The sequence below is a fragment of the Streptomyces sp. NPDC050988 genome (assembly GCF_044456225.1).
Lineage (GTDB): Bacteria > Actinomycetota > Actinomycetes > Streptomycetales > Streptomycetaceae > Streptomyces.
In genome coordinates this window covers 567,470-580,078 of sequence record NZ_JBITFQ010000002.1, presented here as the reverse complement: position 1 = coordinate 580,078, position 12,609 = coordinate 567,470, and the positions used below count along the sequence as shown (strand labels likewise).

11 protein-coding genes are annotated in these 12,609 nt (G+C 71.4%); 2 read left to right on the top strand and 9 right to left on the bottom strand.

The window, feature by feature from the left end; translation table 11 throughout:
• Positions 1 to 186: 186 nt before the first annotated feature.
• The 7 genes from ACIBEI_RS07460 to ACIBEI_RS07430 all read right to left on the bottom strand — a co-directional run bounded on the left by ACIBEI_RS07460 (position 187) and on the right by ACIBEI_RS07430 (position 7,949).
• Positions 187 to 1,446, bottom strand: coding sequence for a VWA-like domain-containing protein (locus ACIBEI_RS07460; RefSeq protein WP_398886014.1), 1,260 nt, complete (start codon positions 1,444 to 1,446; stop codon positions 187 to 189).
• The gene (locus ACIBEI_RS07455) at positions 1,443 to 2,708 is read right to left on the bottom strand and encodes an AAA family ATPase (RefSeq protein WP_398886012.1); all 1,266 of its coding nucleotides are present in this window, start codon (positions 2,706 to 2,708) and stop codon (positions 1,443 to 1,445) included. The genes ACIBEI_RS07460 and ACIBEI_RS07455 overlap by 4 nt, the downstream gene beginning before the upstream one ends.
• Positions 2,709 to 2,832: 124 nt before the next feature.
• Complete coding sequence (locus ACIBEI_RS07450; RefSeq protein WP_398886010.1) at positions 2,833 to 4,353, bottom strand: hypothetical protein; 1,521 nt, start codon at positions 4,351 to 4,353, stop codon at positions 2,833 to 2,835.
• Between the two features lie 110 nt (positions 4,354 to 4,463).
• Positions 4,464 to 5,975 carry a HEAT repeat domain-containing protein gene (locus tag ACIBEI_RS07445; protein WP_398886009.1) on the bottom strand — a complete coding sequence of 504 codons (1,512 nt, stop codon included), beginning with the start codon at positions 5,973 to 5,975 and terminating at the stop codon, positions 4,464 to 4,466.
• Positions 5,976 to 6,044: 69 nt separating this feature from the next.
• Positions 6,045 to 6,581 (bottom strand): hypothetical protein, encoded by a 537-nt coding sequence (locus tag ACIBEI_RS07440; RefSeq protein WP_398886007.1) that lies wholly within the window; start codon positions 6,579 to 6,581, stop codon positions 6,045 to 6,047.
• A gap of 49 nt (positions 6,582 to 6,630) precedes the next feature.
• Positions 6,631 to 7,482, bottom strand: coding sequence for a class I SAM-dependent methyltransferase (locus ACIBEI_RS07435; protein ID WP_398886005.1), 852 nt, complete (start codon positions 7,480 to 7,482; stop codon positions 6,631 to 6,633).
• Positions 7,483 to 7,571: 89 nt separating this feature from the next.
• Positions 7,572 to 7,949, bottom strand: coding sequence for a MerR family transcriptional regulator (locus ACIBEI_RS07430; RefSeq protein WP_398886003.1), 378 nt, complete (start codon positions 7,947 to 7,949; stop codon positions 7,572 to 7,574).
• 122 nt (positions 7,950 to 8,071) lie between these two features.
• Between ACIBEI_RS07430 and ACIBEI_RS07425 the strand changes: the two genes are divergently transcribed.
• Complete coding sequence (locus tag ACIBEI_RS07425) at positions 8,072 to 9,145, top strand: alkene reductase (RefSeq protein ID WP_398886001.1); 1,074 nt, start codon at positions 8,072 to 8,074, stop codon at positions 9,143 to 9,145.
• Positions 9,146 to 9,223: 78 nt separating this feature from the next.
• Here the strand turns inward: ACIBEI_RS07425 and ACIBEI_RS07420 are convergent, their stop codons facing one another.
• Positions 9,224 to 10,756, bottom strand: a complete 1,533-nt coding sequence (locus ACIBEI_RS07420) for a DUF4419 domain-containing protein (RefSeq protein ID WP_398885999.1) — start codon at positions 10,754 to 10,756, stop codon at positions 9,224 to 9,226.
• Between the two features lie 78 nt (positions 10,757 to 10,834).
• Between ACIBEI_RS07420 and ACIBEI_RS07415 the strand changes: the two genes are divergently transcribed.
• On the top strand, positions 10,835 to 11,794 hold the full coding sequence (locus ACIBEI_RS07415; protein WP_398886337.1) for a phosphotransferase family protein: 960 nt from the start codon (positions 10,835 to 10,837) through the stop codon (positions 11,792 to 11,794).
• 37 nt (positions 11,795 to 11,831) lie between these two features.
• On the opposite strand, the gene ACIBEI_RS07410 is transcribed toward ACIBEI_RS07415, so the two are convergent.
• Positions 11,832 to 12,548 carry a FadR/GntR family transcriptional regulator gene (locus ACIBEI_RS07410; protein ID WP_398885997.1) on the bottom strand — a complete coding sequence of 239 codons (717 nt, stop codon included), beginning with the start codon at positions 12,546 to 12,548 and terminating at the stop codon, positions 11,832 to 11,834.
• Positions 12,549 to 12,609: the final 61 nt, after the last annotated feature.

Genomic DNA, 12,609 nt, shown 5'->3' with positions numbered 1-12,609 from the left:
TCTGGCAGGGCCGTGGGATGCCGTCTTTCGCGTCGGCGCGCAGTCCTTTCGCACAGGCGTGATGTCCGGCGGGGCCGCCGAGACGCACAGACGTGATGTCCGGCCGGGATCGCCGAGCCGGACATCACGCCAGTCGGGCCACGAGCATGAACTCAGGCCCCAGATAAGCGAGTTGAACTGAAAGGATCACCGACCGGCGGGAGCCGAGCCGATCTCCACCACACGAGCCCACGTGGGCGGGGGGTCGGGGACGTACTCTGGATCGTCCTCGTCCCACGACCCGGAGCCGTACGGCCGGGGGAACAGACCCACCACCGTCCGGCAGGACGGCTGCGCGCTCGGCCAGGGTGTCTGACCGTCGGTCAGGACCACGACGACGTCCGGCCGCGGCCGGGTGCGGAGCGCCTTGGCGAAGCCCGTGCGCAGGTCCGTGCCCCCGCCGCCCAGCAGTGGAATCCCCTCGGCACTGCACAGCGGGTGCACGACCTCGGCGGACGCGTCGCACGGCAGCACGGAGACCAGGTCCCGGCGGCCACCCACGGCACGGGAGATCGCGGCAACCTCGCTGAGAGCGCCGCCCAGTTCGGCGTCGCTGACCGAGCCCGAGGTGTCGATGATCACGGAGACCCGGGGCGGTCTGCGCCGGAGACTGGGGAGCACGACGCCCGGCACTCCGGCCGACCGGCGTGACGGACGGCCGTAGCTGTAGTCCTGGCCCGCGCCGGAGCCCGAGGTCGCCGAACGGATCGCCGCGCCCAGCAACTCCCGCCACGGCTGCGGTGGTTGGAAGGCCTCGTCGGCCCATCGCCGCCATGCCTTGGGGGCACTCCCCGGACGGCCCTTGATGCCCTGCGCCACCCGGAACCTAACCGCGTCGCGTTCCTGCGCGCTGAGGCCGTGCGCGCCGTTCGGTCCCAGTTCCCACTCCCTGTCCAGACCGTCCGCGCCACTGCCGCAGTCCAGCCAGGCGTGGTCCTGGGTGCGCGGCCCGAGCCGGAACTGTCGCAGATAGTCCTCCATGAGCTGCCCCTCGGGCAGCCCCAGGGTGCCCGGCTCGACGACGTCCTGGGGCCAGGCCAACCCGTCGCCGTACGCGTCGTCGTTGATCTCGCAGTCCGCGGCGATGTTCATCCGCAGCCGTTCCCCGGGGCCGGTCAGTCCGCGCTCCCTGGCGACCCTGTCACTGCGCCCGTGGTGGTCGCGCAGCAGGTGCGACACCTCGTGCACCCACACACCGGCCAGCTCCTCCACCGGCGTGCGATCGACGAACGCCGGTGAGACGTAGCACCGCCAGTGCCGGTCGACGCCCATCGTCGGTACCGAACGTGACTCCACGGTGTGCAGGGCGAACAGGGCCGTCGCCAGGTAGGGCCGGGCTCGGGCCGCCTGCAACCGGGCGGCGAAGAGCTTGTCGAGGTCCAGCGCCCTCGGCGGATCCGGGATCACCGGCTCGCCCCGGTGGCGACCGCGGCCCGGGCCGCCGCCCGGTCTGCCCGCCGGGAGATGGACACCGCTCCGGCAAGCCGTTCGATCGATGCCGGAACGTCCCAGTCCTGCTGACGCAGCGAGGCGAGTGTGGTCGCCGGGACGACCACCAGGTCCGGGGCTCCGGTGTCCAGCGCCCGCACCAGCAGCGCCCACGCGGCGTCCCAGCGCGCCTTGTCCGGGCGCTTGCGGACGGCGGCCACGACACCGTCGAGCACGGCCTGGCGCAGGTCCCCGCGCTCGGGCAGGGCGGCGGACTCCGGGTCGGCGAGCAGCAGTTCGGGGTCCGGGAGGTCCATCCGGTCCAGGCCGGCCAGCAGTTCCAGACCTGGGCCGTCGCCCACCGTTCCCCTGACGAGCAGGGACAGCACCTCCCTGGAGGAACCGGCCGCGGTCGCGAAGGCGATCAGGCACAGGGTCATCTCCCAGCTGCGGGGTGACGGCCAAGGCCCGCCCCGGCGCGTCTCGTTGCTCGGCAGCCGGTGTACGAGTCCGGGGCGGGCGGAGAGGAGTTCGCACACGGCGCGACGGGCGAAGCCCACGGCCTCCGGCAGCCGCTCCGGATCCAGCCGCGGCAGTGTGGCCCGCGGCCAGGTCCCGCCGAGACCGCGAACCACCACGTCGTGGTCATGGGTCCAGTGGAGATGGACGAACCGGTTGGCCAGGGGCGGGCTCAGCTCCCAGCCGTCGGCCGCCGAGGACCGCGGATTGGCGGCGGCCACGATGCGTACGCCGGGCGGCAACTGCAGGGCGCCGATGCGCCGTTCGAGTACGAGGCGAAGCAGCGCGGCCTGCACGGCGGGCGGCGCGGTGGACAACTCGTCCAGGAACAGCAGCCCGCGGCCGGCTCGTACGAGTCGGACCGCCCAGTCCGGCGGGGCCATCGGGACGCCCTGTTCCGCGGGATCGTCGCCGATGACGGGCAGCCCGGAGAAGTCCGACGGCTCGTGCACGCTGGCGATGACGGTGGTCAGCGGAAGGTCCAGGGACGCGGCGAGCTGTGTCAGGGCCGCTGTCTTGCCGATACCCGGCTCGCCCCACAGGAGGACGGGCAGGTCCGCGGCGACGGCCAGCGTGAGGGCCTCCAGTTGGATGTCGGGGCGCGGTTCGGTGGTGGTGTCGTGCAGACGGGCCAACAGGTCGCCCGCTATGTCCAGTTGGGAAATGTGGTCCGTCGAGTCGGAGGGTGCGCTGGGCGCGGCGAACGGGCTGTATGAGGGCATGTTTGATCACCTGAGGGTTCGTGGAGCGGCGAGTGAGGCAGGGGCGAGTAAAGGCAGGGGCGACTAAGGACAGGGGTGCGGATGGGGCAGGCGGGAGTGGAAGACAGGGAGAGATGTCCCTGGATCAGCGGCCGGTCGTGTGGCGTGGATGGGAGCGGTGGCCGGGAGGACGAGGCAGACTCGGGCGGACGCGGCCGGGCCCCGGGCCGACGAGGTCCGCCCGGAAGAGCCCGTACGTGACGCGCCGCCGCGCGGCCTTCTCCAGTTCGTCCCGCAGCGCGCCGTCGCGCAGCAGTGCGTCGGGACCCAGCAGGCCCTCGACGACGGCCAGCGCTCCGGCGATGTCGCCGTGGTGGAGGCGCTCCCGGACACCGGTGAGGCAGTCCGGATGACGGTGGGCCGTGTCGATGGTCTGGAGGCAGGGGAGTGGTGTGCCGGTCAGCTCGGCCAGGAGTTCCTCCCGGCGGATCTCTCCGGGGTCGTGGTCCAGCGGGGACAGGACACCGTCGACCAGGCCGATCCGGTGCTGTTCTCCCCGGCACTCCACGAGGTGCGGTTGCCCTGGCAGCGTGGGGGCCCGCTCGCGGGTCCGGAAGGGACCTGCCGGGGAGTGGTCCGGTGCCAACGCCGAAGCGACCAGCGGGTGCAGCTGATCGAGCTCGATCGAACCGCTCCGGATCAGCTCCAGGTCGGGCAGCGTCCAGGTCGCCGCGTCGGGCAGGACGGGCAGCGCTGCGGTGGCGCCTTTCGTGGGCGCCACCGCGACGGTGAACCCGTGCGACCCCGGGCCCTCACCGTCCGCGACCAGGTCCAGCAGCAACCGCTGCCCGGATCCCACTCGTACGGCGACGGTACCGGTGGACCGTCCCTCGGCGCGGAGCAGTATCCGGGCCTCGGCGGCCCACCGGTCGACGGCACAGCGCGGATCCCACGGCACCGGCTCCAGCTCCGGCACATCCGGGTTCACCAGGGCGAGGCCCTCACCGGCCGTCAGCCAGGGAAGGACCTCACCTGCCGTCAGCGAGGGAAGGCCCTCACCTGCCGTCACCGAGGGAAGGCCCTCGCCGGCCGGCCGATCGGCTCCCGACCGGACCCGTAGCTCATCGCTCCTGCGCGCGTCCCACAGATGACGGTGCAGATCCAGGCGGAACCGCCGGTTCGGCCGGGGGTGCGGGTGACGGCGGGCGTCGGCATCGGCATGGGATCCGTCCCACAGCGCGAGGCTGATGCGCTGACCGGCGTCCGCCCAGGCGGGAGCCGTCCGGACCACCAGACACACCGTGCCGGGGCTGTCACGCGTGCCCGGGCCGTCACGCTCCACCGCGTCGTACCGCGTCAGGGCGATCGTCAGGCCTGGCCGCAGCAACCCGTGGGGAGCGATCCTCGGCATGTGCCAGCGCAGCAGGTCGGGAGCCAAGTGGCGGAGATCCGCGCGGACTTGGGCGGCGAGGTCCCGGCCTCGGGTACGAGCCAGGGACCGCAGATCGAGATCGACATCCACACCCGCGGCGGCGCATGCCCCGGCCCAGTCCCCGGCACGGCGACGGGCGGTCGCGGTCTCGATCATGGAGGGCGGCACGGCGAACTCTCGCACGCGCGGCCAGAAGGAAAGGCGGAGATCCTCGTACGCGGTGTCAGTGAGCATCAGCACTCACCTTGCGCGGACGGGACCCCCATTCTGTGAACAGAGTGAGTCGTCATCGCGAGCGACAGTAGCGCCCCGAGGTCGACCTGTCAGGTGGTTTTCCGTGGCGGTCAGTTCCGGCCACCTGGATCCGCAAGGGCCTGGAGCACGGCGGCCGCGGCCTGCCGCAGCAGCGGGGACGGGTCCGAGGCCAGGGCCGTCAGTCGCTCGTGCAGCGCCTCGCGGTCCGGCGGGGGCGCGAAGCCGACCTCGAGCCACTTGCTGAGAGCGTGCGCGGCGCTGTACCGGACCGGCTCCTGAGGGTCGTCGAGACCCCGCACCAAGCGGCGTAGGTCCTCCTCGGCGCCGTAGTTCCCGTGACCCGGGCCATCGCGGTCTTCCGGGACGAGCAGCGGGAGCACCGCGGCCCGGACCTCGTCCTCCTCGGCGCTGTCGGCCAGGTGTCGCAGGTCCGGCAGGGCGTCCGCCAGCCCGATCAGGGCATAGGCCGTCCGCCAGGCGGTGCTCGGCTCGGCGGTGAGGCGAGCGACCAGGGCCCGGGTCACGGGCCGACGCTCCCAGAGGCGCAGCCCGCCGTAGACGGCTGCGCCCAGGCCGTCGACGGCACCTGTCCGCACGTCCGTGTCCGGGTCGTCGAGCAGCGGGAGCAGGAGCCATACGGCGTCCCATCTCCCGCACTCGCCGATGGCTTTCGCGGCGGCGGCACGGGTCGGTCCCGGTATCGCCGTGTCGGCGACGACGCCGCGCAGGTGATCCACGGCGGTCCCGGTGTCCACCTCTCCCAAGGCGCGAGCGGCCGCCGGACCGGCCACCGGGTCGCGCAGCCATCGCCGTGCCGGGCCGATCAGTTGCTGGTCGCCCGGCTGTTCCAGCATGCGCAGCAGACGCGCCGCCACGGCCGGGCTCTGTTCCACGTCGAGCGCGGTGGCAAGAGCGTCACGAATCCGTGGTGTCTCCACGTCGGACAGTCGCGACGCCACCGCGATCCGTACATCGGGGGACGGGTCGCTCAGCCCGGCGAGCAGCGAGTCGAGCAGTCGCTCGGTGCACCGGCCCGGCAGCAACGTGAGTGCCTCCACGCGTGCGGCGCCTTCGCCCTGCCGGGCCGTCCGGATCACCTCGGCCTTCACGGCCGGATCGTCCCTCAGCTCGTAGATCAGGCTCCGGGCCCGTCCCCACACGGCGCCGTCCGGATCGCCGAGCAGGCTCACCAGCGTCGGCACATCGCCGGGCACGCCCAATGCCGTCAGGCCGACGAGAGCGTTGATACGGACGTGATACTCCGGGTCGTCGAGCAGCTTCGTGAAGGCACGCACGATTCCGTCGCCGTGAAGACCAAGGTGGATCGCGGCGAGCGAGGCCCTGCGGCGTACCCATGGATCCATGTCGCCCATCAGGAGCGGCAGCACCTTCTCGCCCGCCTCCGGCACCCCGAGCCGGCCGAGGCCGATGGCCGCGGCCTCGCGGACCTGGGGCACCGGGTCACCGGCCGTCTCGGCGAGCACCCAGGCGTGCTCGCGACGGCCGACCTTGCCCAGCCCCTTCGCCGCCGCCACGCGACGCTGTGTATTCCGACCCGCCAACTCCCTCAGGAAGAAGGCGATCTGGTGTTCCGATCCCATGTCGCACCCCGGAAAGGAAGACCTCCGAGCCGACCGGAGGTTGTACGGCCCGAGTGGGTCCGCCGAGGATCACAGCCCGCGGGCGAAGGAGTCGAGGACGGCGAAGTCGGTGTCGAGCAGCCCGACCCGGGCGTCGACATGATGGAGAAGCGCCGGGCCCCCGTGGTGCGAGGCGACGAAGGCGCGGTCGGTGTCGTCGAGGTCGTCGTCGACCCACGCGAAAGGGCGGCCCTCGGCGTGAGCGACCAGGTGACGGGTCTTCCAGAACGTGCCGTCCGGGCGTATGTCATGTGTCGTGGGCCAGTCCACGACCGGCAACCGCGGAAGGCCGATGACAGGCCCGATGAACGTGTTGGCCTCCGCGCCCCAGGTGGTCGCCCACACCAGGTCGTATCGCTCGCCCAACTCCCGTAGCCGGGAACCGTGTTCGGGGTTGAGCCACACCCGCAGCGGCTTCACGTAGGCCCGTGGCGTACTGGGGTGCTGAGCGATCCAGCCCTCGGGCTTCATCCGATGCGTGTCGTACCCCGCGGGCCGCCGGTGCGGCTTGGCGGCGTAGGGGTTGAGCGGCCCGTCCACGTCGAGGTAGAGAAGTGGCCGGATCATGCCGCTACCCCCGTTGCCATCGCTGCTCCCCGCCCCGCGGTCGGCTTGTTCACGCGACTGCCGGCCAGGTGGCGGTCACCAGCCAGAGTCGGGCTGTCAGCCGCACGCCGGTGTCCGACTCGTAGGCGCGGAAGGCGTCGACCGCAGCGCGCCGGGCACGCTCCGTGGCCTGCGGGTCGGCGTCCCGCAGCCAGTGCCGCATGGGGCCCCAGCCGAAGAGGAAGGTGGCGGCGTCCTCCGCGTCCGCGCCCCACAGCTGAGTCCGTTCGATCGCCTCTGCGTCGGCGTCCTCGAACCCGGCGCCGCGCAGAACGCCCGTGGTGCGCCCGGGGTCGGCGAAGGAGGCGGGGCCTGTCGTCGTCTCCTGGGACAGGTCGGGCAGGGGCACGTGCTCGGCGACGGCGGCGAGGACGACGGACTGTTCCATACGGCTGAAGGCCTGCGGACAGACGAAGGCGAGGCGTCCGCCCGGCCGCAGAGCCCGTCCGATATTGGAGAACGCGGCCACCGGATCGGCGAAGAACATCACCCCGAAGCGGCTGAGCGCCACGTCGAAGCCCGCCTCGGGAAAGGGGTACACCTGGGCGTCGCCCTGTACGAAGGAGACGTTGTCGAGCTTCTCCTCGGCGGCGCTCGCCCTGGCCCGCGCCAGCATCGGCATGGACAGATCGACACCAAGGGCTCGGGCCCCCAGGCCGGCCGCGAGGCGGGTGAGACGTCCGTTGCCGCAGCCGATGTCGAGGACCGCGTCGGTGTCCTTGATACGGGCGGCGGCCAGGAGAGGCTCGTTGGCGGCGTCGTTGAGATTGTCGTAGCGCGTCTGGTGATCGGCCCAGTGGGTGCCCTCATAGCCGTTCCAGGCCTCGGCCTGATGCGTGTTCACGATCGTCTCGTCCGTCATACGTACATGGTGAGGCCCGCTTTGTCCTGTGTCACCGCGTCGGGCGGAGCGCGGGCGGTGGAGTCAGGCGGAGGTGTCAGGTGGAGGTGTCAGGTGGAGGCGGCCGCCTGGAACTGCTCGCGGTGTGCTCGGGCCGAGGCCATCAGGCCGTCCAGGGCATCGCGGGTCTGAACGAGTTCCTCGATGTGTGCGGTGAGCCGGTCGCGTTCCTGGCCCATGCGTTCGAGGGCGGCGTCCGAGTTCTCCTCGCTGGGAGAGTCGACGCAGGGGAGCAGTTCGGTGATGGTCCGGCTGGACAGGCCGGCCGCGTACAGCCGCTGGATGAACGTGACCCGCTCGACCTCGTAGTCCGTGTAGTGCCGCTGGCCACTGGCACTGCGGGTGCTGGTGAGCAGGCCCTGTTCCTCGTAGTAGCGCAGCGACCGGACGCTGACGCCTGCCTGTTCGGCGAGCTCTCCGATACGCATGCCGTTCTCCCCGCTCCCCGTTGTTACCTGCGACACAGGCCTTGCCTCTGACGTCAATGTCAGGTTTTAGCGTAGCCGACGTGCCCGGGACCCGGGCCACCGGATCGCGAAGGAGTCCTGAAGTGACGAGCCTGTTCCAGCGCCATCAGCTCGGCGAACTGACGCTGCCCAACCGCGTCGTGATGGCCCCCATGACCCGGGTGAGGGCCGCTGCCGGTGGCCTGGCGACGCCGTCGATGGCCACCTACTACGCCCAGCGCGCGACCGCCGGGCTGATCGTGAGCGAGGGCGTCCAGCCGAGCCTGATCGGGCAGTCCAACCCGGGCACGCCCGGTCTGCACACCGAGGAGCAGCAGGCCTCGTGGCAGCCGGTGACGGACGCCGTGCACGCCAACGGCGGACGGATCTTCGCCCAGCTCATGCACGGCGGGCGCGTCTCGCATCCCGACACCACAGGCATGCGGCCCGTCGGCCCGTCGGCCGTGCCCGCCGTCGGCGACGTCTTCACGCCGACCGGGCCCCAGCCGGCCCCCGTACCCCGGGCGCTGGAGACCTCGGAGGTCCCGGAGCACGCCCGCTCCTACGCCGACGCGGCACGCCGGGCCGTGGGCGCTGGATTCGACGGAGTGGAACTGCACGGAGCCAACGGATACCTGATCTCACAGTTCCTCTCGTCCAACGCCAACCTGCGCACGGACGGGTACGGAGGCTCCGTGGCCCACCGGATCAGGTTCGCCGTCGAGGCGGTGTCCGAGACCGTCGAGGCGGTCGGCGCGGCGCACACGGGCATCCGGCTCTCCCCGGGTGGGACGTTCTGGGGCGTGCGGGAGTCGGACGTCACGGAGCTCTACACCGCCCTGCTCGGCGAGTTGGCCCGGCTGGAGTTGGCGTACGTCCATCTCGAAGCGACCGCGGACGAAGAGGTGTTGGTGGCACTCCGCCGTGCCTGGCCGGGCAATCTCGTCATGAACCCGGTCGTCCCCATGGGGCCCAAGCAGACCGGCCGGTCCGAGGCCGACCACTGGCTCGGTCTGGGAGCGGACCTCATCAGCTTCGGCCGCGCCTTCATCGCCAACCCCGACCTGGTGGAACGCCTGCGCACGGGTGTCCCCGTCGCGCCCGTCGACGAGGCGACCTACTACCAGGGCGGCGACGCCGGATATCTGACGTATCCGGCTCACCAGTACAGCGCCTGACACCGGTGGTCCGACCGGGCGGCTCGCCCGGCGGCGTGCCGCCCGCCGGTTCCCGAACCCTGGATCCGGTCGCCTCGGTCAGACGAGGCCGCGGTCCAGTTCGTCGAGTCGGCCGGTCTCCAGGTGCGCGATGTCACCGCCCGACTCCAGGGCCGCGTCGAGGAGGAAGGCGAGTGAAGTGCCGTACACCGGGACCTCGTTCGGCTCGTCGATGAGGTGGAGGCGCGGGCGGTTCGTGTCTTCGCTGTCGGACGGTGCTTCCCCGATCCGGCAGCCGACCCAATGGGTGGCCCCTGTAAGGGAGTTGTCGACAGCGCCGAGGCTCCGGCCGTCCGCGAGGTCGATGACGACCGCGATCGAGTGCGCGCGGTGGCCGCGCCACACCGTGCGGCGGTCGGCGATGGGCCGCAGTCGCCAGGCGCCGTCGAACAGTGTCGCGGAGCCGACACGGCTGTAGAGCGCCACCAGGTCCGCGCACCCTTCGAACCAGAGCCCGTCCGGAGACCGCGTGGGGGTGGTGGCATGGTCACGTACGATCCGGTCGATCACGTCGTCCATCTCGACCGCAGCCGACGCGAGATGCCAGCCCGCCACCGGCCGCAGCGATCCGTCGTCGTCCTGGCCGACACCCACGAGTCCGGCATGCAGGGCGACCACTCGATTGTCGCCTTCCACCCGATCGTTGATGTGGACGACCAGCCGTGACAGGGTGGCCGGCACGTCGTCGCTGCGCACTCCTGGGCCTGTGTAGAACATGCCGTCGAGGGTCAGGTCGCGCGGTTCGTCGAGGGGGAGTTCCAGCAGTGGATTCGGCCTAGTGACGACACCGTGGCGGGTCAGGTACGGATAGAACCGCGCGATCCACCCGGTGACCACCTCGCCGCCGTAGGCGTCGACCGGGCTGTAGATGCGGCGCCAGAACGCGGTGTCGACGTCGCCCGCCGCGGCACGGACGAACTGGTCGGCCATCGGGACGAGCGACCGGCACCACGTCTCCAAGCCCAGCTCGGCGACCGCGTCCAGCCGTGCGCGGATCCGCTGCCAGTCCTCGACCGTGCCGGCCAGCGTGATCGACGGGATTCCGCAGACGAAGGTCATCCACACGGCGAAGTACGGCGCGTACGCGTCGAGCATGACGATGCGCCCCACGACCCGCTCGACGTCGGTACTGGTGGAGAAGTCGCACTCGAAGAGGTCGGCGGTCGTGCCGGTGCCGTCGATCTCCGCCGCGAGCAGTTCGTGGAACAACTCCACAGCGTCCTGCCAGGAGTTCGGGTCGTGCGGCATCGGCCCGTCGACGGTCACGGTGAGCCGTTTGCGGCCCGCGTGACGCACCAGCCTCGGCCGCAGTTCCTCGGCGTGCAGACGGATGTGCTGGGCGAGGCCCTGCGCGATCGTCAGCCACACCGCGTCCGGAGTGAGCACGAGCCGACGGTGATCGGCGAACGCGCGCCCCACCGCCCCGAGCAGCGGATGCACACCGTTCGGCTCGACGACCGGGGTGTTCGGGTCACCGCCAACGGCGAGCGCGTCCACGACCAGGTCACCGAGAGGCCGGGTGGGCAACGGCTCGACAGCGGGCGTCACATCGTCGATCTCGAAGGTCACCATCGCGCGATTCTATTGAGTTCCGGGCCACTTGGTGATCAGTAGGCTGTCCTCGTGGACACGGGGGAGCATGCGGACGTCATGGGTGCCGGAGTGGACGATCGGGGCTGGTCCAACACCCGTGCCTGGGTGGAGAAGACGCTGGATGAAGGCGATCGCATCACGGCCGTCGCCCCGCTGCGCGGCGGCTGGACCTCGCAGATGCGCCGTCTCGACATCGCAGGGAAGGGCGAACCCCGGTCCCTCGTCCTGCGGTCGTTCGTCAAGCCGTTCTTCGTCAAGCACGCGCAGGCGCTGCTCACGCGCGAAGCGGACATGCTGAGGTTCCTCGTGGAGACGCCCGTGCCGGCCGCCGACTTCCATGGTGTGGATGCCCTGGCGGAGCACTGCGACCACCCCTCGCTCCTGATGTCCTGGCTGCCTGGACGTGTCAGGCTGGACGACGACGAGGACGTACCGCGCAGGATCGAGCTACTGGCTCGACAACTCCTCAACCTCCACGGGCTGTTCGTGCCGACGCGGACACGGCCTCGTACGTACGAGGCCTGGACGGCACCCGATCGCGTGCGGTTGCCCGAAGGCACGCGGCGGCCCGAGCTGTGGCGACGGGCCGTGGACGTCATCCGTCGTCCGCCCCCGCCCTACCGGCCCTGTTTTCTGCACCGAGACTTTCACCCCGGCAACGTCCTCTTCACCGGCCATGGCGCGGACTTGGCGGTCACCGGGGTCGTGGACTGGGTGGAGACCTCCTGGGGTCCGGCAGACCTGGACGTGGCCCACTGCTCCACCGCGCTCGCCCTGCTGCACGGCGTCGAGGCCGGAATGGGCCTGGCCGACGACTACTTGGCGGCTGGGGGAGCGCTCGACTGGGAGCCCGGAGCCCACCTGTACTGGCGTCTGCTGGATGCCCTCGCCTTCGCACCGGACGCGGGGAAGGTCGCCGGGCCCTGGCGGGAACTGGGCAGACATGACCTGACACCCAAGACGCTCACCAACCGGTTGGAGGACTACCTCCAGTCACTCCTCACCCGATACGGGTGACCGCCCGCGACTGACCGTGCTCCGAGAACGGGCGACGTCAGCTCGCGGTGTCCTCCGGTCCGCCGTCGTTCTCCTCCACCGGTGGCATGAAGGCGCGCAGCCACCGTTCCGTCTGGGCGACGTGCGCCTCGGCCGCGCCGGCGGCGGCGCCCGGGTCGCGGTCGGCGATCGCCGTGGCGAGGACCCGGTGGTCCGCGTCGCTCTTGCGTCGCATCTCCGGGCCCTCGGGGAGGGTGAAGACCTGGTACTTGCGGGAGCGGGCGCGGAAGACCGCGAGCAGGGAGGCGAGCGTGGGGTTCTCGGCGGCCCGCGCCACCTCGGCGTGGAATCGGTGGTCGAGCTCCGAGGCCTCGGTGGGGTCCTCGGTGGCCTCCATGGACTCGATGAGCGAGTAGAGCGTCTTCACCGTCTCGGGGGTCCGGCGCGCGGCGGCCTTCGCGGCGACATGCGCCTCCAGCACCCGCCGGATCTCGTAGACCTCCAACAGGCCGGACAGCGGCAGGAGTTCGAGGGTCAGCGAGAGACTTCCGATGACGTCCTCGGGCCGGAGCTGCGAGACGTAGGTGCCCGAACCGTGCCGCGGCTCCACCACACCGAGCGCCGCGAGCATCCGTACGGCCTCGCGCAACGGACCCCGCGAGACGCCCAGCTCCTCGCCGAGCTCGGCCTCGGGCGGGATGCGGTCTCCCGGGCCCAGACGCCCCGTCGCGATCATGTGACGCAGACCGTGGAACGCCTTGTCGACTGCGGACATCCGATTCCTCCCCTGACGGGCCGGCGGCACCACCGAGACCCTCGGGCACTGTAGTCAGTCA